General features: G+C 62.3%; 27 protein-coding genes. 16 read left to right on the plus strand and 11 right to left on the minus strand.

All coding sequences use genetic code 11. The annotated features are described in order from the left end of the window. Nucleotides 1-108: 108 nt before the first annotated feature. Complete coding sequence (locus AC1DLV_RS09480; RefSeq protein WP_476799296.1) at nt 109-396, minus strand: hypothetical protein; 288 nt, start codon at nt 394-396, stop codon at nt 109-111. A gap of 212 nt (nt 397-608) precedes the next feature. Between AC1DLV_RS09480 and AC1DLV_RS09485 the strand changes: the two genes are divergently transcribed. Further along, entirely contained in the window at nt 609-1,502 is an 894-nt protein-coding gene (locus AC1DLV_RS09485) for a DMT family transporter (RefSeq protein ID WP_476799297.1), read from the plus strand. On the opposite strand, the gene AC1DLV_RS09490 is transcribed toward AC1DLV_RS09485, so the two are convergent. Then, nucleotides 1,469-2,320, minus strand: a complete 852-nt coding sequence (locus tag AC1DLV_RS09490) for a YihY/virulence factor BrkB family protein (protein WP_476799298.1) — start codon at nt 2,318-2,320, stop codon at nt 1,469-1,471. The genes AC1DLV_RS09485 and AC1DLV_RS09490 overlap by 34 nt on opposite strands. Before the next feature lie 89 nt (nt 2,321-2,409). Here AC1DLV_RS09490 and AC1DLV_RS09495 point away from each other — a divergent pair, with 89 nt between their 5' ends. From AC1DLV_RS09495 to AC1DLV_RS09525, 7 genes are all read left to right on the plus strand, one after another. Continuing rightward, the gene (locus AC1DLV_RS09495; protein WP_476799299.1) at nt 2,410-3,252 is read left to right on the plus strand and encodes an SDR family oxidoreductase; all 843 of its coding nucleotides are present in this window, start codon (nt 2,410-2,412) and stop codon (nt 3,250-3,252) included. 32 nt (nt 3,253-3,284) lie between these two features. Then, a complete protein-coding gene (locus AC1DLV_RS09500; RefSeq protein ID WP_476799300.1) occupies nt 3,285-3,479 on the plus strand; it encodes a twin transmembrane helix small protein in 195 nt (64 codons plus the stop codon). A gap of 6 nt (nt 3,480-3,485) precedes the next feature. Beyond that, nucleotides 3,486-4,067 (plus strand): cob(I)yrinic acid a,c-diamide adenosyltransferase, encoded by a 582-nt coding sequence (locus tag AC1DLV_RS09505; protein WP_476799301.1) that lies wholly within the window; start codon nt 3,486-3,488, stop codon nt 4,065-4,067. Nucleotides 4,068-4,096: 29 nt separating this feature from the next. Continuing rightward, nucleotides 4,097-4,885, plus strand: a complete 789-nt coding sequence (locus AC1DLV_RS09510; RefSeq protein WP_476799302.1) for a rhomboid family intramembrane serine protease — start codon at nt 4,097-4,099, stop codon at nt 4,883-4,885. Between the two features lie 220 nt (nt 4,886-5,105). Continuing rightward, nucleotides 5,106-5,855: an electron transfer flavoprotein subunit beta/FixA family protein gene (locus tag AC1DLV_RS09515; protein WP_476799303.1), complete on the plus strand. Its 750-nt coding sequence runs from the start codon at nt 5,106-5,108 to the stop codon at nt 5,853-5,855. A 24-nt stretch (nt 5,856-5,879) separates the two neighbouring features. After that, complete coding sequence (locus AC1DLV_RS09520; protein ID WP_476799304.1) at nt 5,880-6,809, plus strand: electron transfer flavoprotein subunit alpha/FixB family protein; 930 nt, start codon at nt 5,880-5,882, stop codon at nt 6,807-6,809. Between the two features lie 113 nt (nt 6,810-6,922). Beyond that, entirely contained in the window at nt 6,923-7,804 is an 882-nt protein-coding gene (locus tag AC1DLV_RS09525; RefSeq protein WP_476785321.1) for a 3-hydroxybutyryl-CoA dehydrogenase, read from the plus strand. A gap of 34 nt (nt 7,805-7,838) precedes the next feature. Here the strand turns inward: AC1DLV_RS09525 and ugpC are convergent, their stop codons facing one another. The 5 genes from ugpC to tlpA all read right to left on the minus strand — a co-directional run bounded on the left by ugpC (nt 7,839) and on the right by tlpA (nt 13,330). Further along, nucleotides 7,839-8,891 (minus strand): sn-glycerol-3-phosphate ABC transporter ATP-binding protein UgpC, encoded by a 1,053-nt coding sequence (gene ugpC / locus AC1DLV_RS09530; RefSeq protein WP_476799305.1) that lies wholly within the window; start codon nt 8,889-8,891, stop codon nt 7,839-7,841. After that, nucleotides 8,891-9,739, minus strand: coding sequence for a sn-glycerol-3-phosphate ABC transporter permease UgpE (gene ugpE / locus AC1DLV_RS09535; protein ID WP_476799306.1), 849 nt, complete (start codon nt 9,737-9,739; stop codon nt 8,891-8,893). The genes ugpC and ugpE overlap by 1 nt, the downstream gene beginning before the upstream one ends. 176 nt (nt 9,740-9,915) lie before the next feature. Further along, nucleotides 9,916-10,800 (minus strand): sn-glycerol-3-phosphate ABC transporter permease UgpA, encoded by an 885-nt coding sequence (ugpA, locus tag AC1DLV_RS09540; protein WP_476799307.1) that lies wholly within the window; start codon nt 10,798-10,800, stop codon nt 9,916-9,918. A 168-nt stretch (nt 10,801-10,968) separates the two neighbouring features. Then, on the minus strand, nt 10,969-12,279 hold the full coding sequence (gene ugpB / locus AC1DLV_RS09545) for a sn-glycerol-3-phosphate ABC transporter substrate-binding protein UgpB (RefSeq protein ID WP_476799308.1): 1,311 nt from the start codon (nt 12,277-12,279) through the stop codon (nt 10,969-10,971). A 355-nt stretch (nt 12,280-12,634) separates the two neighbouring features. Next, nucleotides 12,635-13,330: a thiol:disulfide interchange protein TlpA gene (gene tlpA, locus AC1DLV_RS09550; protein ID WP_476799309.1), complete on the minus strand. Its 696-nt coding sequence runs from the start codon at nt 13,328-13,330 to the stop codon at nt 12,635-12,637. A gap of 33 nt (nt 13,331-13,363) precedes the next feature. Here tlpA and argH point away from each other — a divergent pair, with 33 nt between their 5' ends. The 4 genes from argH (at nt 13,364) to AC1DLV_RS09570 (ending at nt 19,099) form a co-directional block, all read left to right on the plus strand. Next, nucleotides 13,364-14,764 carry an argininosuccinate lyase gene (argH, locus tag AC1DLV_RS09555; RefSeq protein WP_476799310.1) on the plus strand — a complete coding sequence of 467 codons (1,401 nt, stop codon included), beginning with the start codon at nt 13,364-13,366 and terminating at the stop codon, nt 14,762-14,764. 71 nt (nt 14,765-14,835) lie between these two features. Beyond that, nucleotides 14,836-15,042 carry a hypothetical protein gene (locus AC1DLV_RS09560; protein ID WP_476799311.1) on the plus strand — a complete coding sequence of 69 codons (207 nt, stop codon included), beginning with the start codon at nt 14,836-14,838 and terminating at the stop codon, nt 15,040-15,042. A gap of 30 nt (nt 15,043-15,072) precedes the next feature. After that, a complete protein-coding gene (gene lysA / locus AC1DLV_RS09565; RefSeq protein ID WP_476785225.1) occupies nt 15,073-16,341 on the plus strand; it encodes a diaminopimelate decarboxylase in 1,269 nt (422 codons plus the stop codon). A gap of 157 nt (nt 16,342-16,498) precedes the next feature. After that, the gene (locus AC1DLV_RS09570; protein WP_476799312.1) at nt 16,499-19,099 is read left to right on the plus strand and encodes a TIGR02302 family protein; all 2,601 of its coding nucleotides are present in this window, start codon (nt 16,499-16,501) and stop codon (nt 19,097-19,099) included. Between the two features lie 31 nt (nt 19,100-19,130). On the opposite strand, the gene AC1DLV_RS09575 is transcribed toward AC1DLV_RS09570, so the two are convergent. Further along, nucleotides 19,131-19,760, minus strand: a complete 630-nt coding sequence (locus AC1DLV_RS09575; RefSeq protein ID WP_476799313.1) for a glutathione S-transferase family protein — start codon at nt 19,758-19,760, stop codon at nt 19,131-19,133. A gap of 505 nt (nt 19,761-20,265) precedes the next feature. On the opposite strand from AC1DLV_RS09575, the gene AC1DLV_RS09580 reads away from it, so the two are divergent. Next, a complete protein-coding gene (locus AC1DLV_RS09580) occupies nt 20,266-21,207 on the plus strand; it encodes a DMT family transporter (RefSeq protein WP_476799314.1) in 942 nt (313 codons plus the stop codon). Here AC1DLV_RS09580 and AC1DLV_RS09585 read toward each other — a convergent pair. The 3 genes from AC1DLV_RS09585 to AC1DLV_RS09595 form a co-directional block, all read right to left on the minus strand. Continuing rightward, nucleotides 21,177-21,575, minus strand: a complete 399-nt coding sequence (locus tag AC1DLV_RS09585; protein ID WP_476799315.1) for a response regulator — start codon at nt 21,573-21,575, stop codon at nt 21,177-21,179. The two genes, AC1DLV_RS09580 and AC1DLV_RS09585, sit on opposite strands and share 31 nt — an antisense overlap. 167 nt (nt 21,576-21,742) lie before the next feature. Then, nucleotides 21,743-22,285 carry a hypoxanthine phosphoribosyltransferase gene (hpt, locus tag AC1DLV_RS09590; protein WP_476782106.1) on the minus strand — a complete coding sequence of 181 codons (543 nt, stop codon included), beginning with the start codon at nt 22,283-22,285 and terminating at the stop codon, nt 21,743-21,745. A 9-nt stretch (nt 22,286-22,294) separates the two neighbouring features. Further along, nucleotides 22,295-22,933, minus strand: coding sequence for a hypothetical protein (locus AC1DLV_RS09595; RefSeq protein ID WP_476799316.1), 639 nt, complete (start codon nt 22,931-22,933; stop codon nt 22,295-22,297). 196 nt (nt 22,934-23,129) lie between these two features. Here AC1DLV_RS09595 and ftsE point away from each other — a divergent pair, with 196 nt between their 5' ends. The 3 genes from ftsE (at nt 23,130) to AC1DLV_RS09610 (ending at nt 25,598) form a co-directional block, all read left to right on the plus strand. Beyond that, nucleotides 23,130-23,789, plus strand: a complete 660-nt coding sequence (gene ftsE / locus AC1DLV_RS09600) for a cell division ATP-binding protein FtsE (protein WP_476782113.1) — start codon at nt 23,130-23,132, stop codon at nt 23,787-23,789. After that, nucleotides 23,782-24,795: a cell division protein FtsX gene (locus AC1DLV_RS09605; protein ID WP_476799317.1), complete on the plus strand. Its 1,014-nt coding sequence runs from the start codon at nt 23,782-23,784 to the stop codon at nt 24,793-24,795. Before ftsE ends, AC1DLV_RS09605 begins: the two co-directional genes overlap by 8 nt. A 164-nt stretch (nt 24,796-24,959) precedes the next feature. Beyond that, the gene (locus tag AC1DLV_RS09610) at nt 24,960-25,598 is read left to right on the plus strand and encodes a YdcF family protein (RefSeq protein WP_476799318.1); all 639 of its coding nucleotides are present in this window, start codon (nt 24,960-24,962) and stop codon (nt 25,596-25,598) included. The last annotated feature ends 38 nt before the right edge of the window (nt 25,599-25,636 follow it).

The raw sequence follows: 25,636 nt of genomic DNA on the forward strand, positions 1-25,636 counted from the left end.
CGAAATGCTCCCAAAGCGAATGTCAGCGCCTACATCCCTCATCCTGAGCTTGTCGAAGGACGCACGGCCAAGCAACCTCGCCTCAGCCGGCCCCTCGGAACAGGCCGCTCAAAGCCGCGCAACGGCTGCCTTGAGCAGAGCCAAAACGCTGATGAAGACGAAGGCGCCGCCAAGCCCCCAGGCGGTCGCCAGGCTCAGATTGCGCAAAGTGATGCCGTAGCTGTTGGCGGCCAGCACCGCGCCGAAGAAGCCGGCGGTGAACAGCACCATGTTGCCGGTCGGGCCGAACCCGTCCTCCTTCATGATGGCGTCGAGGGCTGCGCCGAAGAAGAACGCCATGACGGCGACGAAGGCGACCGCCATCATCAACCAGCCCGGATCCAGATTCCACAACATTCGCGGTCCTTTCACAGGCCGACAATGCAGATCTAAGGGGCGGTTCTACCGGGCCGCTTCCGGGGCACGCGTCATCCGGATCGGGTCGTCAGATCAGGTCCGGTGAATCTATGGATCAATCGTTTCATTTTGCTTGTCCTATTATTCGGCATTAGAGCGATTTCGATAAACTTCCTTTCCGGGCGCGGCGTCCGGCGACGCTCGGGGCATCCATGACCTCCACTACAAAGCGGCTGATCCCGGCGACCTTCGTGCTGCTGTGGGCGACCGGCTTCATCGGCGCGCGCTACGCCATGCCATGGGCGGAGCCGTTCACCTTCCTCGCCGTGCGGTTCGTTCTGGCCTTCATGGTGCTGGGCGTGGTGATGCTGGTGCGGGGCTCCGGGCGGCTTTCGCGGCGCGCGGCCCTTCATGCCGTGCTCATCGGCATGCTGCTGCACGGGGTCTATCTCGGCGGCGTGTTCTGGGCGATCCACCAAGGTCTGCCAGCGGGGCTTTCAGCACTCATTGCCGGCCTCCAGCCATTGGTAACGGCGGTGCTGGCCGGCAAGCTGCTCGGCGAAGAGATCCGACCGCGCCATTGGGTCGGACTTGCTGTCGGCTTCGTCGGCGTGATGATCGTGCTGTCGCCGAAGCTCGGCACGCTCGGCGGCGGAGTGACGTGGCAGACGCTGACCGCCTCCGTCATCGCCATGGCTGGCATCAGCGCCGGCACCATCTGGCAAAAGCGCGTCGGCTCGACCGGCGACCTGGTGACCGGCACCTTCTGGCAATATGTCGGTGCAGCAATCCTGATGGCGGCCGCCTCGATGATCTTCGAGACACGCCAGATGACGATCAATGGCGAGCTGATCTTCGCCATGGCCTGGCTGGTCTTCGTGCTGTCGATCGGTGCCATCTTCTTGTTGATGGTGATGATCCGCGACGGCGCGATGTCGAAGGTCGCATCGTTGTTTTACCTCGTGCCATCGGTGACGGCCGTCATCGCCTGGCTGCTGTTTGGCGAGCAGCTAACACTGGTCCAGCTGGTTGGCATGGCGATCGCCACGCTGGGCGTCGGCCTTGCGACGGCTCAACCCGGAACGCGGGCGCGAGCTTCGAGGTAACGGCTGATCGCGGCGTTAAGCTCGCCGCCCAGGATGAAGATTGCCGAGATGATGTAGAGGAACACCACCGCGATCATGATCGAGGCGAGGCCGGCATAGGTGGTGACGTAGGACGCGAAGGTGTCGAGATAGGCTGCGAAGATCGTCGAGCCGATGAGCCAGGCAATCAGCGTGAAGACGATGCCAGGTATGATGCTGAGGAAACGGCGGCGCCCTGCCGGCAGCCACATATGCACGGCAAACAGGCCAAAGACGATGACACCCGAGGCGATGGTGAAGCGCCACACGGTGATGGTGCCCATATAGGGCTGGATCCATACGAACTTGGCTTCGAGGATGCGCGCGATGATCGGTGCGAAGACCAGCAGCACCGATATGGCAACGAAGCTGATCGTGGCGATGAGCACGAAAAACAGGCTCTGGGTGCGCCTAAACCAGATCGTGCGCGTTTCGGTGACGCGGTAGGCGCGATTGAGCGAGGTGCGCAACGCCTCGACGCCGTTGGAGGCGAAGAAGGCGGCAAGCACCACGCCGTAGGTCAAAAGGTCGGTGCGCTGCACGGTGAGCACGTTGACCACCTCGCGAGCGATGGGCTTGGCGATCTGGTCGGGCCATGTGTCGAAGACCAGATGCACGGCGGTTTCGGCAAAGGCGTCGGCGCCGAGGAAGCTTGCAAGCGTGGTGGCGAAGATGAGGAACGGAAACAGCGCCATCAGCGAGGAGATAGCGAGATGACTGGCCATCGCCCAGCCGTCGTCGTCATGGAAATGGCCGGCTGCGTCAAAGAGCACCCGCCTTGTGGCGACGATCCTGCGCATCAGGTCCAGATTACCGCTCCGTCCGATTGTTTCCAGGGCGCGAATATGGGAAGGGTTTGCCCCAGTTGGCAAGTGTTGGCGGCAGCGAAGTGAACCCGATCAAGGAGTTACGCACGATAATCGTGACCGGCGCATCGTCGGGTATCGGCGCTTATTGCGCGCGTGCGCTGAAGGCCGAGGGCTGGCGCGTATTTGCCACCGCCCGCAAAGCCGAAGATCTGGCGGCCCTTGAGGCCGACGGTCTCGAAGCGCTCTATCTCGATTACACCGAACCCCAGTCGATCGAAGCGCTTGTCGCAACCGTGCTGGAACGTACCGGCGGCAGGCTCGACGCGCTGTTCAACAATGGCGCGCATGCCCAACCGGGCGCGGTCGAAGACCTGCCGATGGCGGCCCTGCGCGACCAGTTCGAGGCCAATTTCTTTGGCTGGCATGACCTGACCCGGCGTATTGTTCCTGTCATGCGCGCGCAAGGGCATGGCCGCATCGTCAACTGCTCGTCGATCCTCGGGCTGACGCCCGTGCCCTTCCGCGGCGCCTATTCCGCCTCCAAGCACGCGCTCGAAGGCCTGATGCTGTGCATGCGCCAGGAACTTGACGGCACCGGCATCCATGTCTCGATGATCGAGCCGGGACCGGTGAAGTCGAAGATCGCCACCAATGGGCTGACCTGGTTCCTGCGCTACATCGACCGCGAGAACTCAGCCCACCACGAAGCCTACCGCGCCCAGCTCGACAGGCTGACCAGCGGCGGCTCCAAATCGCGGCTGAAACTTGGCCCCGAGGCGGTTCATGCGGTATTGCGACACGCCCTGCTGTCGCCGCGTCCGCGTCCGCATTATGTTGTCACGATCCCGGCGAGAATCGGCGTCGTGCTGAAGCGGATCTTGCCCGCCTCGCTGCTCTACAAGATTTTGGCCCGGCAAGGCTGAGCCGGCAACGGCCAACAGAACTGGAACCTAACATGGCAACCGTATTCCACATCATCGCCATCGCCTTCATGTTCGCCGTCGTGGTCGTTCTGATCCGCGGCCTCATCAACATGCTGCGCGGCGGTTCATCCAACACCTCCAACAAGCTGATGCAGGCGCGCGTTCTGCTGCAGGCGGTGGCGCTGGTGTTCATCATGCTGACGCTCTATTTCACCCGCGGCGGTTAGTCGGACATGGTCAAGCTCAACAAGATCTACACCCGCACCGGCGACGACGGCACCACCGGTCTCGGCACCGGCGAACGGCGGCTCAAGTCGGACCTGCGCGTCGAGGCTTATGGCGCGGTCGACGAAGCCAATGCCTGTATCGGCATGGCGCGCGTGCACACGGTGACCGAGCATGCCGAAATCGACGCCATGCTCGGCCGCATCCAAAACGACATGTTCGACCTTGGTGCCGACCTGTCGGCGCCCGACACCAGCAAGGATCTGGGCTACGAACCACTGCGCATCATCGCCAGCCAGACCGCGCGCATCGAGGCCGACATCGACCGGCTCAATGCCGATCTCGCCCCGCTCAGATCTTTCGTGCTGAATGGCGGCTCGCCGGCAGCCGCAGCGCTGCATCTCGCCCGCACCGTCGCGCGGCGCGCCGAGCGTGACATGGTGGCTTTGGCCCAGGACCCTGACGAACACGTCAACCGCGAGGGCATCCGCTACATCAATCGCGTCTCCGACCTGTTGTTTGTTGCCGCCCGCGTCGTCAATGACAACGGAAAAGCCGATGTGCTATGGGTGCCCGGCAAGAACCGCTGATTTGACCCCGAAGGACGGAAGCGAGCCGCATGTTCATTCCGCTCTACGATTCCAATCATCTGCGCCACATCCGGCTGCAATATGTGACGTTCGCGCTCATCGCGATCAACGTCATCGTCTATCTGGTGACGACGATTGGCGGCGAGGAATTTACCCAGGCGACCGTACTCGGATGGGGATACATTCCCGCGGTGGTTCATGATCTTGCGGACCTGTCGCCCGATCTTGTCGTCATTCCCGAAGACCTGAGCTATCTCACCTATTCCTTCCTGCATGGCGACATCTTCCATCTCGGCGGCAACATGCTGTTCTTGTGGGTGTTTGGTGACAATGTCGAAGACGCGCTCGGCCATTTCCGCTTCCTGGTGTTCTACCTGCTTTGCGCGGTTGCCGGCGCCTTCCTGCACGGGCTGATCCTGCCCGGCTCCGAAATGCCCCTGATCGGCGCCTCGGGCGCCATTGCCGGCATCGTAACCGCTTATCTGATCCTCTATCCCCGGGTGAAGATCTGGGTTCTGGCCTTCGCCCGTATTCCGCTGCGCATCCCGGCCTGGATACCGCTGGTCCTGTGGGTCGGCTTCCAGTTCCTGATGATCGCCATTGGCGGCGATGACGAAGTCAGCTGGGCCGCCCATGTCGGCGGTATCATCGCCGGTGCCATTCTGGTGCTCATCCTGCGGCGGCGCGACGTGCCGTTGTTTGCCGATGCGGAAGACGCAAGCCCGCCCCATGACAAGGCCGAGGCGGCTGTCATGCCCGAACCCGCGACACCCGAACCACCGGCTGCACAACCGGCGCCGCGCTGGGGCCGGCAATAGCGCTCGTGAGCACAGTTCGTTTCAAACGATTTGAGCTTGAAGCAGATATTGACGCTAACGTTAGCCGCAACTACGTTCCGCCCGCTTGCGGCAGCCTCCCGCCACCAAAAGCGTGAGATCAAGTCTGTTTTTCCGCCCAATATGTCGGCAATCGACAATTGCGTGGGCCCGAGCGCTGCTATAGCGCGCACAATATCGCTGTTCAGAGAGGTACCAGCCCATGAAAGTTCTCGTCCCGGTCAAGCGGGTTGTCGATGCGAACGTGAAGGTGCGCGTGAAGAGCGACGGCTCGGGTGTTGAGCTTGCCAACGTCAAGATGGCGATGAACCCGTTCGACGAGATCGCAGTCGAAGAAGCGATCCGCCTCAAGGAAGCCGGCAAGGTCGAAGAGATCGTCGTGGTTTCGATCGGACCCGCGCAGGCGCAAGAAACACTTCGCACCGCGCTCGCCATGGGTGCTGACCGCGCGATCCTGGTCAAGGTCGACGAAGCTGTCGAGCCGCTCGGCGTCGCCAAGGTGCTGAAGGGTGTGGTCGAGGCAGAAAAGCCCGGCCTGGTGCTGCTCGGCAAGCAGGCGATCGACGACGACAGCAATCAGACCGGCCAGATGCTGGCAGCCCTTCTGGGCTGGGCCCAGGGCACGTTTGCTTCGAAGATCGAACTCGCTGGCGACAAGGCCAATGTGACGCGCGAAGTCGATGGCGGCCTGCAGACGGTCGAGCTCAAGATGCCGGCGATCGTGACTGTCGACCTGCGCCTCAACCAGCCGCGCTATGCCTCGCTGCCCAACATCATGAAGGCCAAGAAGAAGCCGCTGGACGAGAAGTCGGCTGCCGATTTCGGCGCCGACGTCGCCCCGCGCCTCAAGGTGCTGAAGACCGAAGAGCCGAGCGGCCGCAAGGCTGGCGTCAAGGTCAAGACGGTGGCTGAGTTGGTCGACAAGCTGCGCAACGAAGCCGGCGTTTTGTAAGCGAAGCGGAAAGGGATCAAAAACATGGCAATTCTCCTCATCGCCGAACATGACAACGCTTCGCTCTCCGACCAGACCGCCAAGGCGCTGTCGGCAGCCCTCAAGGTCGGTTCCGACATCGACGTCCTGGTTGCCGGCAAGGGCGCCAAGGCAGCCGCAGACGCGGCATCGAAGCTCAAGGGTGTTCGTAAGGTGCTGCTCGCCGAAAGCGACGAACTGACCGAGCGCCTGGCCGAGCCGATGGCCGCACTGGTCGTTTCGCTCGCGCCCAACTACGACACCATCGTGGCTGCCGCGACCTCGACCGGCAAGAACGTCGCCCCGCGCGTTGCAGCGCTGCTCGACGTTGCCCAGGTCTCCGAGATTGTCGAAGTGATCTCCCCCGACACCTTCAAGCGCCCGATCTATGCCGGCAACGCCATCCAGACGGTGCAGGCAACGGACGCGAAGAAAGTCATCACCGTGCGCACGGCTTCCTTCCAGGCAGCGCCTGAAGGTGGTTCGGCAGCGGTCGAAACGGTTGCGGCTGCGGCCAATCCAGGCCTGTCGACCTTTGTCGAAAACAAGCTGTCGGAGAACGATCGTCCGGAGCTGACCTCGGCCAAGATCATCATCTCGGGTGGCCGCGCGCTTGGTTCGTCGGAGAAGTTCCAGGAAGTCATCCTGCCGGTTGCCGACAAGCTCGGTGCCGCCGTTGGCGCTTCGCGTGCTGCTGTCGACGCCGGCTACGCTCCCAATGACTGGCAGGTCGGCCAGACCGGCAAGGTGGTGGCCCCTGACCTCTACATCGCCTGCGGTATCTCGGGTGCGATCCAGCACCTCGCCGGCATGAAGGACTCAAAGGTCATCGTCGCCATCAACAAGGACGAAGAAGCCCCGATCTTCCAGGTTGCCGACTACGGCATCGTCGGTGACCTCTTCGTCGTCCTACCGGAACTCGAAAAGGCGCTTTGACGCTTCAGCGACTACCGTATTAAATATCGTGGCCGGGGTAGACGAGTGCTACTCCGGCCATTTAGTTTGCATTGCACAAAATCTAATAAAAAGCCTTTGACGGGATAGGTGTGATGACGGGTAAGATCGAGACGATCGGCATTGTCGGCGCTGGCCAGATGGGCGGCGGAATTGCGCATGTCTCGGCGCTGGCCGGTTACAGCGTACTGCTTTACGACATTTCCCCAGACCGCATCGAAAAGGGTATCGCCACGATCAACGGCAACCTGGCGCGCCAGGTTGCGTCCGGCAAGCTCGAGGACCAGGCCCGCAAGGACGCCATGGCCCGCATCTCGTCGGCCCCAGCGATGGCTGACCTCGCCAGTGCTGATCTGGTGATCGAAGCGGCGACCGAAGACGAGACGATCAAGCGCAAGATCTATGCGCAGCTTTGCCCGCAGCTCAATCCCGAGGCGATCCTGGCCACCAACACCTCGTCGATCTCTATCACGCGGCTTGCAGCCCAGACCGACCGCCCCGAGCGTTTCATCGGCATCCACTTCATGAACCCGGTGCCGTTGATGAAGCTTGTCGAGCTGGTGCGCGGCATCGCCACCGAAAACAAGACCTTCGAGACGGCCAAGGCCTTTGTCAGCAACCTCGACAAGACGGTGACGGTGTCGGAGGATTTCCCCGCCTTCATCGTCAACCGCATCCTGCTGCCGATGATCAACGAGGCGATCTACACGCTCTATGAGGGCGTCGGCACGGTCGAAGCCATCGACACAGCCATGAAGCTCGGTGCCAACCACCCGATGGGTCCGCTGCAGCTTGCCGACTTCATCGGCCTCGATACCTGCCTGTCGATCATGCAGGTGCTGCATGATGGCCTGTCGGACTCGAAGTATCGCCCCTGCCCGCTTCTGGTGAAGTATGTCGAAGCCGGCTGGCTCGGCCGCAAGACCGGACGTGGCTTCTACGACTATCGCGGCGAACACCCCGTTCCGACGCGCTGAGATCTGGGCTCAATTCCAAACGGCGCGGGCGCGGTCACTCCACCCGCTTGCCGGCGGCGTCGAAGAAATGCAGCTTTTCGCGCCTGGCCACGACACGCAGTCTGTCGCCGGGATGAGCCACGGAACGGCCGGACACCCTGACGACAATGCGGACACCAACCGTGGCGCAATAGAGGAAACTCTCAGCGCCCACCGGTTCGACCGCTTCGACGACGGCCGGCAGTTCAAGCGCGTCGCTTGGTGCTGCACCGTTAGTCACCACGTCACAATCCTCCGGCCGGAAACCGAGCGTTGCGGCCTTCACCGGCACCGCCGTGGGCAGGTGACCGGCTTCAGCGATGCCACTGTCGGCGAGCGACAAAAGGTTCATTGGCGGCGCGCCGATGAAGCTCGCGACAAAAGTTGAGGCCGGCTTTTCGTAAATGTCGAGCGGGGCGCCGTGCTGTTCGACAAGCCCGGCATTCATCACCACCAGAACATCGGCCAGCGTCATCGCCTCTAGCTGGTCATGGGTGACATAGACCGAGGTGACGCCGAGCTTGCGCTGCAGGTTCTTGATCTCGACGCGCATCTGCCCGCGCAGCTTGGCGTCAAGATTGGACAGAGGCTCGTCGAACAAAAAGACCTTGGGGTTGCGCACGATGGCGCGGCCCATGGCGACGCGCTGGCGCTGGCCGCCGGAAAGCTCGCGCGGGCGACGCTCAAGCAGGTGGGCGAGTTCCAGCGTCTCGGCCGTGGCGCGCACGCGCTTGTCGACCTCGTCCTTGGGCGTGCCGCGATTGCGCAGGCCATAGGCCATGTTGTCGTAGACCTTCATATGCGGATAGAGCGCATAATTCTGGAACACCATGGCGATGTCGCGCTCGGTCGGGCCGATGGCGTTGACCACTTTGCCGTCGATGGAGCAGGTGCCGGCCGAGATGGTTTCGAGGCCTGCGACCATCCTGAGCAAGGTCGACTTGCCGCAGCCGGACGGACCGACGAGCACGCACAGCGCCTTGTCGGGAATGGCGATGGACACGCCCTTCACCGCCTCGACTCCGCCGGGATAGACCTTCTTGACGTCCTTGAGATCGACGGTTGCCATTATTTCTCCGTATCGACGAGGCCGCGCACGAACCAGCGTTGCATCAGCACAACGACCAGGATCGGCGGCACGATGGCCAGCATGGAAGTGACCATCACCAGATGCCATTCAGTGTCGGCATCGGCAAACGAGATCATCTTCCTGAGCGCAATGACGATGGTGTTCATGTCGTTGCGGTTGGTGACGAGCAGCGGCCAGAGATATTGCGTCCAGCCATAGATGAACAGAATGACGAACAGGGCCGCGATATTGGTGCGCGACAGGGGCAAAAGGATATCCCAGAAGAAACGCCAGGGGCCTGCACCATCGACGCGTGCAGCCTCGACCAGTTCGCCCGGAATGGTGAGGAAGAACTGGCGGAACAGCAATGTTGCCGTCGCCGAGGCGATCAGCGGCACGATCAGCCCGGTATAGGTGTCGATCAGGCCGAAATCGACCATCACCTTGTAGGTCGGCAGGATGCGTACCTCCACCGGCAGCATCAGCGTGATGAAGATCAGCCAGAAGAACGTCATCCTGAGCGGAAAGCGGAAGAAGACGATGGCATAGGCCGACAGGAGCGAGATGATGATCTTGCCGATGGCTATGCCGAGCGCCACCACGGTGGTGTTGAACAGAAGCGTCGCCACGCTGACGCCGCCGATTCGACCGACACCGCCAAACAGCGCTTCGTAATAGTTCTCAAAAAAGCGGTCGCCAGGCCAGAGCGGCAGCGGCGGACGCAGGATGGTCTGCAGCGAATGGGTCGAAGCGACGAAGGTGTAGTAGATCGGGAACGCCACGATCAGGATGCCGAGGATCAGCACGGCATGCGCGACAAAGGTGCGGATAGGCGATTTATCGATCATGGCTGCAGCTCCCTTCCTTCGCCCCGTTCACGGGGAGAAGGTGGCTGAGCGAAGCGAAGTCGGATGAGGGGCAGCGATGGAGTTGGACCGTCGCGCAAAACGTTGGTGCGCCAACTCCGCCCCTCATCCCCCTGCCGGGACCTTCTCCCCGTGAACGGGGAGAAGGCAAAAACATCTCACCCATAATGCACCTTCTTTTCGACATAGCGGAACTGGACGGCGGTGAGCGCGATGACGATGACCATCAGGATCACCGACTGCGCCGCCGAGTCGCCGAGGATCAGATTGACGAAGCCGTCATTGTAGACCTTGTAGACCAGCGTCTCGGTCGCCTTGCCCGGTCCGCCGCCGGTGACGGCGTGGATGATGCCGAATGTGTCGAAGAAGGCGTAGACGGTGTTGACCACCAAGAGGAAGAAGGTGGTTGGCGCCAGCAGCGGAAAGACAATCGTCCAGAAGCGTTTGAACGGCTTGGCGCCGTCGATGGCTGCCGCTTCGATCAGCGTCTTGGGGATCGCCTGCAGGCCGGCAACAAAAAACAGGAAATTGTAACTGATCTGCTTCCACGATGCGGCGGCGACGACCAGCGCCATCGCCTGCTCGCCGTCGAGAAGCGGGTCCCAGTTGATGCCGAGCCAGCGTAAGCCATAGGCGAGCGAGCCGATCGATGGATTGAACAAAAACAGCCACAGCATGCCAGCGATTGCCGGGGCAACGGCATAGGGCCAGATCATCAGCGTACGGTAGATGCCGCGCCCGCGGATCACCTTTTCGGCCATGACGGCGAGCAGCAGTGCCGTGCCCATGGCGACGGCCGCGGTGGCGATCGAAAACACCGCCGTGACCTGGATCGAGTTGAGGTAATAGGGGTCCGACAGCACTTTCTTGAAATTCGCGAACCAGACGAATTTCGACGACAGGCCAAAGGGATCCTCGCGCAGCATCGACTGGCGCAGCGCCTGGCTGGCGGGCCAGTAAAAGAAGATCAGCGTGATCGCCAGCTGCGGGGCGACCAGCAGGTAAGGCAGGATCTTGTTGGGAAAGACGACGCGTGGGGACAATGGGATCCTCGTGACGAACGTCGAACGTCAATGCCGCCCCTCATCCGCCTGCCGGCACCTTCTCCCCGTGAAGGACGGGGAGAAGGGACAAGCGGGAACGTGGATGCCCCCCTCTCCCCGTTTTTTACGGGGAGAGGGTAAGGGTGAGGGGCAATTCTGGCGTCCGGCTCAGTTGCCGATCGCTTCCTGGATCGCCTTGTTGCCGCGCGCGACAGTGTTGTCGAGCGCCTGCTGGGCGGTCTGCTGGCCGGCGAGCATCTTTTCGAGTTCTTCGTTTTCGATGTCGCGGACCTGCGGCAGGTTGACGAGGCGAACGCCCTTCGAGTTTTCGGTCGGCGCCTTGCCCATCATCTGCTTGATCGGGATCTCGCGGGCCGGGTTCTTGTCGTAGAAGCCCGACTTCTTGGTTTCCTCATAGGCTGCGAGCGTGACCGGCAGGTAGCCCGATACCTGATGCAGGCGCGCCTGGATCGGCGTCTGCGACAGGAAGTTGAAGAAGGCGGCTACTCCCTTGTACTGGTCGTCCGGCAGACCGGCGAAGACCCAAAGCGACGCACCGCCCGGGATGGTGTTTTGCGGAGCACCCGCAGCGTCGGCCTCGTAAGGCAGCTGGCCGGTGCCATAGTTCATGCCCGACTTGATCACGTCGCCAAGGCCGCCCGAGGATTCGGTGAACATGCCGCATTCGCCGGCAAGGAAGATCTGCTTGGCCTCGGACGTGCGGCCGCCATATTTGAACGTGCCGTCCTTGGCCAGATCGGCGAGTTCCTGGAAGTGCTTGACGAAGGCGGGAGCGTTGATCTTGAGCTCGACGTCGGTGCCGCCGATGCCGTTTTCATTGGTGCCGTAGGAGACATTGTTCCAGGCGGCGAAATTCTCGGTGTGGATCCAGGTCAGCCAGGTCGAGGTGAAGCCGCAGGGCGCGGCACCGCTCGACTTGATCTTCTTGGCGGCATCCCAGACTTCGGTCCAGGTCTTGGGCGGATTGTCGACGTTGAGGCCAGCCTTCTGGAAGATGTCCTTGTTGTAATAGAGGATCGGCGAGGATGAATTATAGGGGAACGACAGCATGGTGCCGTCCGGCTTCGAATAATAAGAGACGATGCCCGGCAGGTACTGGCTCTTGTCGAAAGCCTTGCCGTCCATCGACAGGATCTCGGCGACCGGCTTGATGGCGCCCTCAGCACCCATCATCGTGCCTGTGCCCGCATCGAAGACCTGCATGATCGTCGGCGGCTGCTTGGCGCGGAAAGCGGCGATGCCGGCATTCAGCGTCTCGGGATAGGTGCCCTTGAAAACCGGCACGATCTTGTAATCGGCCTGGCTTTCGTTGAACTCCTTGGAAAGCTTCTCGACGACCTCGTTGTTCGCGCCGGTCATGGCGTGCCACCATGAAATCTCGGTGACCGCGAAGGCGGAGGTGCTGGACAACAGCGTCATAGTGGCGGCAACTCCGGCCGCGAAGCCTAAGGTCTTCATGTCTCGCTCCCGTTCTGGTTGGCGAAATGTTTAGTTCCGCGAGGAGCAGTATTGTCGGAATATGACAGCGCTACAACAGTTTTGTAGTGATCGTATGAAGGTCGCATTTGGCGCGCTTCGTTTTCACTTGCTATGCAACCGGAAGATCGATTTTCGCTTTTGCAAATAACGAAAGCGATTTGCCGACAATTAGACTCATCTGAACAACCAGCAATGCCGGCTAACAAAAGGCTGAAATCACTTGGGGCATGCAGCGAAAAGCCTTTCGCGCCTGGAATGGGCGAAAGGCTTCGGGTCGCTTGTTCAATCTAAAATTGCATCTCGCAAAAACGAGCGTGTGTGGACACACCTCGCTTTATTTGGCGAGTGCGGCCTCGATCAGCTTCTTGGCGTCGGGGCTCGCCCATTCCGCGGGGCCGTTCATGTTCGCGAGCAGGCAGCCTTCGCCGTCGATCAACAGCGTGACCGGCAGGCCGAGCGCCAGACCGCGCTTCTTGAGATCGTTGAAAACCCCAAGCGTGTTGTCGCGGTAGTAGCCCAGCGAAGAGACATTGATTTCTTCGAGGAACTTCTTGGGCTTGGTATCATCGCCGGTGTCGACATTGATGGCCACGACCTCGAAATTCTCGCCGCCCATCTCGCGCTCCAGCGCATCGAGTGCCGGCATTTCAGCGCGGCACGGCGCGCACCATGTCGCCCACAGATTGACCAGAAGCGTGCGGCCGGCATGGTCGGCGACCGTCATCGGCTTGCCCTGGGGGTCGTTGAAGGCAAGCGTCTTGAGCGACTGCGGCGGATCCGCGGGCAGCATCGCTGCCACATGGCCGGTGGCCGCAGCGCCAATCGCCTTGGCGGTATCGGCCTTGGCCGCACAAAGCTTGTCGTCGGCGCTGGCTTGCACGCTCGTGTCGGCTGCCACTGTCGGTGACGGCGTCTTGTTGCCAGGAAGGGTGGTGCTGACATATACCGCGACCGCGCCGGCGATCACGCCCGCAACGGCGGCAAGCAGGATATGGCGTGGGGCTGGAAACATTTTTTTGCGGTCCGACATCTAACCAATTTTCTCCGGAGCCCGGGTATCACGATGAGCGACAAGAAGGCCAGCAACCAGATGTGGGGCGGACGTTTTGCCTCGGGCCCGGCCGCGATCATGGAGGCGATCAACGCCTCGATCGGCTTCGACAAGAAGCTCTACGCCCAAGACATCCGGGGTTCCGTTGCCCATTCTGAAATGCTGGCGGAAACGGGCATTATTTCTTCTCAGGATCAACAGAAAATCGCTCACGGGCTGAACACGATCCTGCGAGAAATCGAAGACGGCAAGTTTGCCTTCTCGACCCGTCTTGAAGACATCCACATGAACATCGAGTCGCGCCTGGCCGAGCTGATCGGCCCGGCAGCGGGACGCCTTCACACCGCACGCTCGCGCAACGACCAGGTGGCGGTCGACTTCCGGCTCTGGGTCAAGGACGAGTTCCACCGCGTCGCCGAAGCGCTGAAGGGGCTGATCGCTGCCTTCCTTGAACGCGCCGAGCAGCATGCCGCGACCGTCATGCCGGGCTTCACCCATCTGCAAACGGCGCAGCCGGTCACCTTTGGCCATCACTGCATGGCCTATGTCGAGATGTTTGCCCGCGACCTTTCCCGCGTCCGCGACGCCATCGAGCGCATGGACGAGAGCCCGCTGGGTGCGGCGGCCCTCGCCGGCACGGGCTTCCCCATCGACAGGCACAAGACAGCAACAGCACTCGGCTTCCGCGAGCCGACCCGCAACTCGCTCGACTCCGTGTCGGACCGCGACTACGCGCTCGAATTCCTGTCGATCGCCGCCATCTGCGCCACGCATCTGTCGCGGCTGGCCGAAGAGATCGTCATCTGGTCGACGCCGCAATTCGGCTTCGTGCGCCTGTCGGACGGCTATTCGACCGGCTCGTCGATCATGCCGCAGAAGAAGAACCCCGACGCCGCCGAGTTGGTGCGCGCCAAGACCGGCCGCGTCAACGGCCATCTGATCGGCCTCTTGACCGTCATGAAGGGCCTGCCGCTGACCTATTCCAAGGACATGCAGGAAGACAAGGAAGCGGTGTTCGACGCCGCCGAGACGCTCGACCTGATGCTGGCTGCGATGTCGGGCATGGTCGCCGACATGACGATCAACGACCAGGCGATGAAGAAGGCCGCGGGCTCGGGCTATTCGACGGCGACCGACCTCGCCGACTGGCTGGTGCGGACGCTCGGCCTGCCCTTCCGTGAGGCGCACCATGTCACCGGCCGCGCCGTGGCATTGGCCGAACAAAAGAAGCTCGGACTGGAAAAACTCGCGCTCGAAGACCTGCAATCGATCCATCCCGGCATCACCGCGGACATCTTTTCGGTGCTGTCGGTTCAGAACTCGGTGAAGAGCCGCACCTCCTTTGGCGGCACGGCACCTGCCGAGGTGAAGAAACAGATCCGCTATTGGAAAAAACGTCTCGCGAAAGCTTGATCGAGCCGGGGTGCAATGACCAAAAATCTCCGCTACAAGCGGCGGGGAAAAATTCTCGGACGGATGGATCGATGACCGCTGGCAAGATTGTGATGACGCTCGGGCTAATCGCTGCGGTCGGCCTGGTTTCGGCCTGTGGGCGCAAAGCCGGTCTCGACACGCCTTATGAGGCCGCCGTGCAAGCCCAAAAGGATGCGCAAAAGGCCGGCCAGCCTGTCGGCCCCGAGCCGCAGAAACCGGTCGCGGACAAGCCTTTCATCCTCGACCCACTGCTCTGAGCGGCCGCTCATTTTCGAAAGCCTGTTGCCGTGAACCATTTCGACTATCGTGACGGCGTCCTGCACGCCGAAGACGTGGCGCTGACCGACATTGCGCAAGCGGTCGGCACACCGTTCTACTGCTATTCGACCGCGACCCTGACGCGCCATTTCAACGTCTTTTCCAAGGCCTTCGCCGATCTCGACGCGCTGGTCTGCTACGCCATGAAGGCGAATTCCAACCAGGCCGTGCTGAAGACGCTGGCCAGGCTTGGCGCCGGCGCTGACGTGGTGTCGGAAGGCGAGATGCGGCGCGCGCTTGCCGCCGGCATTCCGGCGAAGAAGATCCTGTTCTCCGGCGTCGGCAAGACGGCGCGCGAAATGGACTTCGCGCTACAGGCCGGCATCTTGTGCTTCAACGTCGAATCCGAACCCGAGCTTGAGCTGCTTTCGGCCCGGGCTGTCGCCAACGGCAAGACGGCCCCGGTGTCGCTGCGCATCAACCCCGATGTCGACGCCAAGACGCACAAGAAGATCTCGACGGGTCTCGCGGAAAACAAGTTCGGCATTCCCCGCCAGCGCGCGCGCGAAGTCTATGCCCGCGCAGCCGCCCTGCCCGGCCTCAAGGTTGCCGGCATCGACATGCATATCGGCAGCCAGATCACCGAACTACAGCCTTTCGACGACGCCTTTGCGCTGTTGGTGGAGCTGGTCGCCACGCTCAAGGCCGACGGCCATGCCATCGAGCATGTCGACCTCGGCGGCGGGCTCGGCATTCCCTACAAGACCGACAATTCGCCTCCCCCTTTGCCCGATGCCTATGCCGCTATCGTGCACAAGCATGTCGGCAAGCTCGGGCTCAAGGTGATGTTCGAGCCGGGCCGGCTGATCGTCGGCAATGCCGGCGTGCTGGTATCCGAAGTGATCTTCGTCAAGGAAGGCGACGCCAAGAACTTCCTGATCGTCGATGCGGCGATGAACGACCTGATCCGCCCGACGCTGTACGATGCCTTCCACGACATCCGCCCGGTGGTGCAGCCCCCCGCCAATGCGCCGCGCATGATGGTCGATATCGTCGGCCCGGTCTGCGAGACCGGCGATTATCTCGGCCTCGACCGCGACTTGCCTAAGCTCAAGTCGGGCGACCTGATCGCAGTCAGCACCGCTGGTGCCTATGGCGCGGTCCAGGCGGGCACCTACAACACCCGTTTGCTGGTGCCTGAAGTGCTTGTCGACGGCGACCGCTTCCATGTCGTGCGCAAGCGCCAGACCTATGAGGAGCTGATCGGGCTCGACTCCGTGCCGGACTGGCTGGCCTGAGAACACGCAGATCCAGCGTTCCTTGCGCATCCACCAGGATGTACAGCACTGTTACTGCGCTTCACGATTGCGTTGGCCGCCTCGCCTTCGCCGTGATTGATGGTATTCTGCCATAGGCAAGTGGGCCGCATCCCGCGCCACCCAAGCGGAAGGGCCGATGACGGAACGGACCAGATCAGAGCTGCATCGCGACATCAACGCCTCTTTGGGCAGGACGCGCCTTGCCATCGGCGCGACCATGATCGTCGAGCGCGGCTGGCCGCTGGTGCTGCCGCTGATCGTTGTCGCAAGCCTGTTTGTCTCCTTGTCATGGCTCGGCCTGTTCCGGGTGATGCCCGACATGGCGCGGCTGGCGCTGACTGTTGCCTTCGCGTTCGCCGGGCTGGCGTCGCTTTATCCGCTTCGCTTCTTTAGCCTGCCTTCATGGACCGAGATCGACAGCCGCGTCGAACGCGCCAACGACCTGCTGCACACGCCGGTTCAGGTCCAGAGCGACCGGCCCTCGGGCAAACCTGACCATTTTGCCGACGCGCTGTGGCGCGAACACCAAAAGCGCATGGCCGAGCGGCTCAGCACGCTTGGCGGCGACCTGCCGCAGACCCGTGTGCCTGAACGCGACCCCTGGGCGCTGCGTGCGGCAGCGGCACTGCTATTTGTCTGCGCCTTTGCCTTTTCATTTGGCCCGATGGGGGGCCGTCTCGGCGACGCGTTCAGAGTGCATGCGGCACGCGACGCTGTTGCCCCGCGCATCGACGCCTGGGTGACGCCACCGACATATACCGGCAAGGCGCCGATCTTCCTGACCACCGGTGCCAACGATGAGATGCCGGTCATCAACGTGCCAAAGGGCAGCGAGTTGTCACTACGCGTGACCGGCGGCTCCGGCGATGAAACACTTGCGTTCACCGATGCAAATGGCACCTTGCGCGACATCGCCCCGATGGGCCAGAACGCCGATGCAGCCAAGCCCGTCGCAACCGGTCCGGTCGCCACCGTCAGCCAGTTTACCGACAAGCTGGTCGCCGAAGGCAAGTTGACACTCAAATCTGGCGGCGACGAGCTCGACAGCTGGGGCTTTACCGTCATTCCAGACAACCCGCCGACGATCAGCTTCGCCGGCGAGCCCAAGCGCGCCGTCAACGGCACTCTGGAACTGACCTACAATATCGAGGACGACTATGGCGCGGCATCGGCCAAGGCCGAGTTCGCCCTTGATGAAGCACAGTCGCCGACCGCACGCCCGCTTTATAGCGCGCCCGAAATGCCGCTGGCCCTGCCCCGTCGCGGTGCGGCCAAGAAGCCGGTCAAGGCGACGCGCGACCTGACCGAACATGTCTGGGCCGGCACGCCGGTGAAGCTGACGCTGCAGGCGGTCGACGATGCCGGCCAGGAAGCCAAAAGCGAGACCAAGACGTTCATCCTGCCTGAAAAGCCGTTCACCAACCCGCTTGCGCGGGCGGTGATCGAACAGCGTCGCCTGTTGGCGCTCGATGCCAACGCCAAGCCGCGCGTGCTCGATCTGATGGATGCGATCACGTTGCGCCCGGAAGACACGATCGACAATCTTTCGCATTATCTCGCGCTGATGAGCGCCCGAACCCGGCTCAAGATGGCCGGTTCCGACGACCAGCTGCGCGAGGTGGTCAGCTATCTCTGGCAGGTCGCGCTCGGCATCGAGGACGGCAATCTGTCGGCCGCGGAAAAGCGCCTGCGCCAGGCCCAGCAGGCCCTGCAGGACGCGCTTGAGCGGGGCGCCAGCGACGAAGAGATCGACAAGCTGATGGCCGAACTGCGCTCGGCCATGGACTCCTTCCTGCGCGAGTTCGCCCAACGCGCCCAGCAGAACCAGAAGTCGGCGCAATCGCAGCAATCCCAGGAGCTGCGCCAGAGCGACCTGCAGCGCATGCTCGACCAGATCGAGAACCTGGCCAAGTCGGGCAACCGCGACCAGGCCAAGGAGCTGCTGTCCCAGCTTCAGGACATGATGAACAATCTGCAGGCCGGCCGGCAGCAGAATGGCCAACAGGGCGAGCAGAATTCCGAGATGCGCCAGCAGATGGACAAGCTGGGCGAACTCATGCGGCGCCAGCAGGAGACGATGAACGAGACCTTCCGCATGGATCAGATGCAGCGTGGGCAGCAGCCCGGCGACCAGCAATCCGATCCGTTCGGCGACAATCGCGACCCCGGCCAGCAAGACCCCTCGGGGCAGCAGGGGCAAGACCAGCAGGGCCAGGGCCAGCAGGGCAAGCCGATGACCCCGCAGGAATTCGCCGACGCGCTCAAGCAGTTGCAGGAGGGCCAGGGTCAGCTCGAAAAGGACCTCGAAGCGCTGATGAAGGGCCTTGAGGGGCTGGGCATCAAGCCAGGACAGGGTTTTGGCGAGGCGGGCCAATCGATGAAGCAGGCCGAAGGCGCGCTCGGCAAGGGCGAAGGAGACCGCGCTGTCGGCCATCAGGGCCGGGCACTGGAAGCGCTGCGCAAGGGCGCCCAGGACATGATGCAGCAGATGCAGGCCATGCAGGGCGACCAGGGGACTACCGGCGAAGGCGGGCGCCAAAGGAATGCTGGCCGTGATCCGCTTGGCCGACCGAGCGCCACCTCAGGTCCTGACACTGGCGAATCAGTGAAGGTGCCCGACGAGATCGACGTACAGCGCGCCCGCCAGATCCTCGAGGCGATCCGCAAGCGCCTCGGCAACGCGCTCAGCCCCGAACTGGAGCGCAGCTATCTGGAGCGGCTGCTCGAGCTGAAGTAGGCGTCAGGGGCAGTGCGCCCGTTCGTTGCCCTCACACCGCTCCGGCCATGCCGGCCTCACGCGCCAGTTCGAAGTCCCTTTGGCTGGAGCGCTGGAAGGCGGGCCTTGCGGCAAGCCTGTCGAAATACTCCAGAAATACCGGCTTTTCAGGCAGGACTTTCATCACGCGGATACCATAGTTGATACCGCCGCCGATCTGCGTGTCAGCCGCCGTAAAACGGTCGCCGGCGATGTAGGGCCGTGACGACAACGTGCGTTCGAGATTGGCGACCATTTCTGCAAACGACCCGTAGGAATAGCCGCCACCCATGAATTCGTGACCGTGCGCCTTGGCGGCCAGAACCGGATCGAACACCCCATCGGCATAAGCGAGCCAGGTGAGATACGGTCCTCGCGTCCTGTCGCTTATGGCAGGCGCGAGGCCGGCCTCCGGGAAGGCATCGCAGAGATAGTTGCAGATCGCAGCGCGCTCGGTGACCACCACGCCGTCATGGATGATCGCCGGCACCTTCTTGTTGGGCTGGATCGAACGGTAGTCCTCGGGCACGCCGCCCGGCGCGCGAATGTTCACCTTCTCGATCTGGTAGGGCACGCCGAGCTCCTCCAGCAGCCACAGGATCGTCGACGAACGCGACCAGGGAGCATGGTAGAAGGTGATCATCGTTTTCTCTCCTCTTTTGACCTTTCGTTCCTAGCACGGCCTTCCTGACAGCCCTTTGTCAGGAGCAATGGCAAGATATTCGATTGGGCCAGCGATCAGTAGCGCTGACAGAGAATATCGCAGATTGGCCACGACCTCGACGGCTTGGCTTTTGGCGCTTGGAGATGGAACACCACGCTTGTTGCATCAATCTGGCCAAGCCCCCCGCCTCGGTCAGCCGCGGCAGTTGTATGACTGCCATGATTTCAATTCGCTTGCATCGCGTCAAAAGCCGATGAATAGTTCGGTTACCCATTGGAAGGTGGCCGTTAGATGCGGCTACGGACTGGTAAGTACCGTCCTCACTTTCACCCGCCGCGACTTTCACGGCGGGTATTTTTTTGGCCATGCACGCGCGGCGCGGTAGACCGCTGGCCCAACAGGAGGCGCCGGCAAGCGCTCTCGCCACTGCCCGCCACAAGATAGATAAACAAGACGACCTCATACGACAGGCCACGCAGACCTCATGCAGAATAGAACGCTTCTCGGCATCCTGTGCCTTTGCCTGGGCGTGCTGGTGTTTTCGATCCAGGACGCGCTGATTAAGGCCGTTGCCGGCACTTATCCAGTGAGCGAAGCGCTGCTGATCCGCGCCGTGGTGGCACTGCCCATCCTGCTTTTGATGGTCCATCGCGATGTCGGCCTGGCGGCACTCGCCTCGCCCAACTGGCGTTTCCTCGCCACGCGCTCATCGATCTTGTTCATTTCCTACTGTGCCTACTATCTGGCGATACCGGCCCTGCCGATCGCCGACGCGGCAGCACTGTTTTTCCTCGCACCTTTGCTGATCATGACGATGGCCGGCCCCTATCTCGGCGAACGGGTGCCGTGGCAGAGCCTTGCCGCGGGCGCTGTCGGCCTGCTCGGCGTCATCGTCATGGTCAATCCGGGCTCGGGCGTTTTCGAATGGGCGGCACTGCTGTCGCTGATCTCGGCGTTCCTCTACGGATTCTCGCAATTGATGGCGCGCAAGATCGGCGTCACCGAAAGCGCCACCACCATGGCCTTCTACCAGAACGCCGCCTATCTCATCGGCGCGCTGGTGATTACAGCGATCTTCTCGGCCACCGGCTTCCACAAGACCGGCCACCCAAGTCTCGATTTCCTGATGCGCCCATGGCTCTGGCCGAGCCTGCGCGACTTCCTGATGATGGGCGCCTGCGGGATCATTGCCGCGGTCGGCATGGTGCTGCTCGGACAGGCCTACAGGCTCACGCCAGCCAACAAGGCGGCGACGTTCGAATATACCGGCCTGTTGTGGGCACCGCTGTGGGGCTTCTTGTTCTTCGCCGAGATTCCCGGCAGCGGCACTGTGATCGGGGCGCTTTTGATCGTCGGCGCCGGCATCTTCGCACTGAATGCCGGCGGAGGTGCGACTCAGGCAGCGCCGGCGAGCGCTACCGACTGATTCGTCCGCGCAAGCGCCAGCGAAACGCGGTCGCGGATATCGGCAAGCGTGAAAGGCTTTTGCACGACATCGATGATGATGGCGTCGAGTTCTTCGGCGCGCTCGCGCTGGTCGGCATAGCCGGTCATCAAAAGGATCGGCAGGCCAGGATAGGAACGGGCGGCCAGCTGCGCCATCTCGATGCCGTCCATCTCCGGCATGCGGATGTCGGAGACCACAAGATCGTAAATGCCGAGTTCGGCATGGATGCAGTCGAGCCCCTGCGCACCGTCGCAGGCGACATCGACATTATGGCCAGCGCGTTCGAGCGCGCGGGCTGCGAGAGTGCGGACGGACTCGTCGTCCTCAACGATCAGAAGTTTTGCCATGACGGCGATATTTGCCGCGACTCGTTGACGATTTCTGAAGGCCGGGAAAGTTTATGCCTGTCGCTACAGCATCGGCCCGAAAATCGGGATCGATTTTCGGAAAGCACGATGCGTAGATTCAAATACTTAGAGCGCCGTGCGTCCAATTGGACGCACGGCGCTCTAGGTCAGTCTTCGCCTTTGACCACGCCGACAAAAGGCAGCTCGCGGAAGGCGTGCGCCACGTCCATGCCGTAGCCGACGACGAAATAGTCCGGGCAATCAAAACCGACATAGTCGGCATCAAGATCGGTCTTGCGGCGCATGCGCTTGTCGAGCAGCACGGCGATCGAGCAGCTCTTGGCGCCGCGCGACATCATCAGTTCGCGTGTGAACTTCAGCGTCTTGCCCGATTCGAGAATGTCGTCGATCAACAGCACGTCGCGGCCGGCGACCTCGTTGTCGATGTCGCGCAGAACACGGACCTCGCCGCTGGTGGTGCCGGCGCCGTAGCTGGAGATGAAAATGAACTCGACTTCCGGCGACAGGCCGACGTCGTGCATCGCGCGGATCAGGTCGGCGGCGAAGATGAACGAGCCCTTGAGCACCGAGATGACCAGAAGGTCGGTGTAGTCGTGCGCCGCGATGTCCTTGGCGAGTTCGAGATTGCGCCGTGCGATCGCCGAGGCGGAGAACAGCACTTCGATTTCCTTGTCGCGCACAACTGGCATGACAGCATCCTATTCCGAGAAAGCGACCGTGACGGTCTTTATCCCGTTCATAGGCACGTCGAGCCGGCTCGAAAAGGCCCATCTTGCGCCGGGAGCCACCGCAATGGCCCCTGTCCCCAGCCTGTAGCGCAGGATCTTGCCGTCATTTCCGGCCACTGCGATGTCGATCGGCGGCAAGGATGCGGGGCTTTTGCCGTCGTTGAAGGCTGCACCATCGACAAGCAGCACCGGCTTGCGGCCAGAGCTGTCGATGCGAGAATTGACCTCGCCGATGCGCAGTGACGGCGATTGCCAGGAAATCGGAAACGCTGCCGCACGCACGACGGCATGCCCGCCAGAGACCCAGAATGCCATTGCCGCCAAGGAGATACCGGCTATCCAGAAGACCGGCCCGCTATGCCTAGGGCTCACATCCGGAGGCTTGTGAGCGGACCGCAGCATCTCCATCCCGCCCACACGCGCCGCCTGGTTGGCAAAAACGGGCTGGTCGGCAGATGATTCGTTAGGGCGATGCGACGGCGTCACGACCTCGAAATCGGCATCGATAATGTCGGTCGGATCGACGCGCGACGGCTGGGCGAATGTGTCGCGGCCTTCCGCGGTCATGATTTCGCCGGAAACCGGGCGTGCTTTCCGCTCCTCAGCCATCAGACCCCTTCGACATTTTGCTGAGAGGGGGTAAACGGAAATGGTTAATGCTTCGCCACCTCGGGGCCTTCGAGCCCCAGCCCGGACGGAAACTTAACCGTCCGTTAACCATGCGGACCCATGGTCGTTTCGTAGAAACGGGCAGCCAGGGTCCCGATGAATCTCCGTGGATTCGCAAGTTCAAGGTCTGCAGCACGTGATCCGCTTCGAGAATGTCGGCCTCAGATACGGGATGGGACCGGAGATCCTGCGTGATATCTCCTTCCACATTCCCGAGCGCTCGTTCCAGTTCCTGAGCGGACCTTCCGGCGCGGGCAAGACCACCTTGCTGCGTCTGCTGTTCCTGTCGCTCAAGCCGACGCGTGGGCTGATCAGCGTTTTTGGCAAGGACCGCTCGCGCATTACCCGCGCCGAGCTGCCTTTGATGCGTCGGCGCATCGGCGTGGTGTTCCAGGATTTTCGCCTGCTCGACCACATGACCACCTACGAGAACGTGTCGCTGCCGCTGCGCGTGCGTGGCCGCGAGGAAGCGAGCTACCGCACCGATGTCACCGAACTGCTGAAATGGGTCGGGCTGGGCGAGCGCATGCATGTGCTGCCGCCTGTCTTGTCAGGCGGCGAAAAGCAGCGCGCCGCGATTGCCCGCGCGCTGATCGAACAACCCGAGATCCTTTTGGCCGACGAGCCGACCGGCAACGTCGATCCGCCGCTGGCGCGGCGCCTGCTGCGTTTGTTCATCGAGCTCAACCGGCTCGGCACCGCCGTGGTCATCGCCACCCACGACCTCGGGCTGATGGACCAGGTCGACGCCCGGCGCATGATTCTCGCCGGCGGAAGGCTCGACATCTATGACTGAAGCCCCCGCCGACAACCGTGCTCACGACGAAGAGTTCGAAGACGAATTCGAAGATGCGCCGCTGCAGCAGTCACCGCCACGGGCACAGCGCAAGACAGCCCCGATCGTGCCGTCGCAGAACGTCGCCGGCCGTGCGCTGGTGCTGGTCATCGCCATCATGACCTTCCTGTCATGCCTGACGCTCGGAGCAGTGACGCTGGTGCGCGACACGGCTTCGGTGTGGGAAAACCAGATTTCGCGTGAGGCGACGATCCAGATCAAGCCCGCCGAGGGGCTCGACATGGAGGCGGCGCTGGAGACCGCCGCCCGTATCGCCGGCGAGTTCGCAGGTGTCAGCGCTACCAAGATCGTCGACCGCGCGGCCACCGCCCGCCTGCTCGAGCCCTGGCTCGGCTCGGGCCTCAACATCGACGAACTGCCGGTGCCGCGTCTGGTGATCGTGACCATCGACGAAAACAACCCGCCCGATTTTGCCGCGATGCGCCAGGCAATTACGCCGAAAGTGCCGACCGCAACGTTGGACGACCACCGCACATGGGTCGACCGGCTGGTGGCGATGGCACGTACCACCGTGACCATCGGCACAGGCGTTCTGGTGCTGATGCTGGCCGCGACCGTTTTGTCGGTGGTGTTTGCGACGCGTGGCGCCATGGCCGGCAACGGCCATATCATCGAGGTGCTGCATTTCGTCGGCGCCGAAGCCGGTTTCATCGCCAGCGAGTTCCGACGCCACTTCCTGTTGACGGGAATGAAGGGGGCTGCCGCCGGCGGCGTTGCCGCGGTGATCGTCTTCATCGTCTTTTCCTGGTGGTCGTCGCGCAACCTGGCGACGCCGGAAGCCGACCAGGCAACCGCTTTGTTCGGCAATTTCGCCATCGGTGCCAACGGCTATCTCGGCGTTGCCGTGATCGTCGCGGTGATCGGGGCTCTGACCGCCGCAACCTCGCATTTCACCGTAGTCAGCTACCTCGGCGACATCGACACGCATCAACCGGACGGGCTGTAATCACGGATGATGTCTTATCGTCACCTAATGTGTATAATTAGGCTCTGCAAAAGCCGCATTCCCGGCTTAACCATGGTTTCGTGATGGGACAGAACGGGCTCGCCGCATCGGGGACGGTTTCAGGAACGAAATTCTACCCGGCCAGGCTCAAGCCGCGCCGGAGAATGGTTTTTTTGCGCCGCATACTGTTTATCCTCGTCGCAGCCGCCTTTATCTTCACGGGGGGCTTCGCCCTTTTTGCGACTCACGTCAGCGGCTTGACCACACCCACCGATCCGGCCAAGGCCGACGCCATCATCGTTCTGACCGGTGGCCAATCGCGAATCGACGCTGCCCTTGGCCTGCTCAAGGCCGGCAAGGGCCAGCGCCTGCTGATCAGCGGCGTCCATCCTTCGGCAACCCGGCGCCAGTTGCAGCTCGCCAACCGTGGCGACAAGGCGCTCTTCAATTGCTGTGTCGACATCGACCGCGCCGCGCTCGACACCATCGGCAATGCCGAGGAAAGCGCCAAATGGGTCGAGGGCCACGACTATGAGCGCGTCATTTTGGTGACCAACAATTATCACATGCCGCGCAGCCTGCTGGAGATGGGGCGCCTGCTGCGCCATGCCAGTCTGGAGCCCTACCCGGTCGTCAACTCCAAGCTCGACGACGGCAGCTGGCTGACCAAACCAGAGGCGCTGCGCGTGCTGTTCACCGAATACAACAAGTACCTTCTGGCGCTGGCCCGCGGCATCGTGCCGGTCAAGCCGTCGGCGGACGGCGTGGTTGTGGTGCAGGCCGAGGGACCACCTCCGTCCTAAAGACGCCAGCAGCCGTTAGGCGCCGTTTTCCTTTTCGG

Source organism: Aminobacter sp. 01T433, assembly GCF_056398585.1.

Excerpts from the sequence above, each read along its gene's own strand:
- AC1DLV_RS09520 (WP_476799304.1), top strand. The coding sequence starts at position 5,880 with ATGGCAATTCTCCTCATCGCCGAACATGACAACGCTTCGCTCTCCGAC.
- AC1DLV_RS09605 (WP_476799317.1), top strand. The coding sequence starts at position 23,782 with ATGACTGAAGCCCCCGCCGACAACCGTGCTCACGACGAAGAGTTCGAA.
- AC1DLV_RS09515 (WP_476799303.1), top strand. The coding sequence starts at position 5,106 with ATGAAAGTTCTCGTCCCGGTCAAGCGGGTTGTCGATGCGAACGTGAAG.
- argH (WP_476799310.1), top strand. The coding sequence starts at position 13,364 with ATGAGCGACAAGAAGGCCAGCAACCAGATGTGGGGCGGACGTTTTGCC.
- AC1DLV_RS09525 (WP_476785321.1), top strand. The coding sequence starts at position 6,923 with ATGACGGGTAAGATCGAGACGATCGGCATTGTCGGCGCTGGCCAGATG.
- AC1DLV_RS09585 (WP_476799315.1), bottom strand. The coding sequence starts at position 21,575 with ATGGCAAAACTTCTGATCGTTGAGGACGACGAGTCCGTCCGCACTCTC.
- AC1DLV_RS09485 (WP_476799297.1), top strand. The coding sequence starts at position 609 with ATGACCTCCACTACAAAGCGGCTGATCCCGGCGACCTTCGTGCTGCTG.
- AC1DLV_RS09510 (WP_476799302.1), top strand. The coding sequence starts at position 4,097 with ATGTTCATTCCGCTCTACGATTCCAATCATCTGCGCCACATCCGGCTG.
- hpt (WP_476782106.1), bottom strand. The coding sequence starts at position 22,285 with ATGCCAGTTGTGCGCGACAAGGAAATCGAAGTGCTGTTCTCCGCCTCG.
- AC1DLV_RS09595 (WP_476799316.1), bottom strand. The coding sequence starts at position 22,933 with ATGGCTGAGGAGCGGAAAGCACGCCCGGTTTCCGGCGAAATCATGACC.
- AC1DLV_RS09560 (WP_476799311.1), top strand. The coding sequence starts at position 14,836 with ATGACCGCTGGCAAGATTGTGATGACGCTCGGGCTAATCGCTGCGGTC.
- AC1DLV_RS09570 (WP_476799312.1), top strand. The coding sequence starts at position 16,499 with ATGACGGAACGGACCAGATCAGAGCTGCATCGCGACATCAACGCCTCT.
- AC1DLV_RS09480 (WP_476799296.1), bottom strand. The coding sequence starts at position 396 with ATGTTGTGGAATCTGGATCCGGGCTGGTTGATGATGGCGGTCGCCTTC.
- AC1DLV_RS09500 (WP_476799300.1), top strand. The coding sequence starts at position 3,285 with ATGGCAACCGTATTCCACATCATCGCCATCGCCTTCATGTTCGCCGTC.
- AC1DLV_RS09505 (WP_476799301.1), top strand. The coding sequence starts at position 3,486 with ATGGTCAAGCTCAACAAGATCTACACCCGCACCGGCGACGACGGCACC.
- AC1DLV_RS09490 (WP_476799298.1), bottom strand. The coding sequence starts at position 2,320 with ATGCGCAGGATCGTCGCCACAAGGCGGGTGCTCTTTGACGCAGCCGGC.
- ugpC (WP_476799305.1), bottom strand. The coding sequence starts at position 8,891 with ATGGCAACCGTCGATCTCAAGGACGTCAAGAAGGTCTATCCCGGCGGA.
- ugpB (WP_476799308.1), bottom strand. The coding sequence starts at position 12,279 with ATGAAGACCTTAGGCTTCGCGGCCGGAGTTGCCGCCACTATGACGCTG.
- AC1DLV_RS09575 (WP_476799313.1), bottom strand. The coding sequence starts at position 19,760 with ATGATCACCTTCTACCATGCTCCCTGGTCGCGTTCGTCGACGATCCTG.
- AC1DLV_RS09580 (WP_476799314.1), top strand. The coding sequence starts at position 20,266 with ATGCAGAATAGAACGCTTCTCGGCATCCTGTGCCTTTGCCTGGGCGTG.
- AC1DLV_RS09610 (WP_476799318.1), top strand. The coding sequence starts at position 24,960 with ATGGTTTTTTTGCGCCGCATACTGTTTATCCTCGTCGCAGCCGCCTTT.
- ugpE (WP_476799306.1), bottom strand. The coding sequence starts at position 9,739 with ATGATCGATAAATCGCCTATCCGCACCTTTGTCGCGCATGCCGTGCTG.
- tlpA (WP_476799309.1), bottom strand. The coding sequence starts at position 13,330 with ATGTCGGACCGCAAAAAAATGTTTCCAGCCCCACGCCATATCCTGCTT.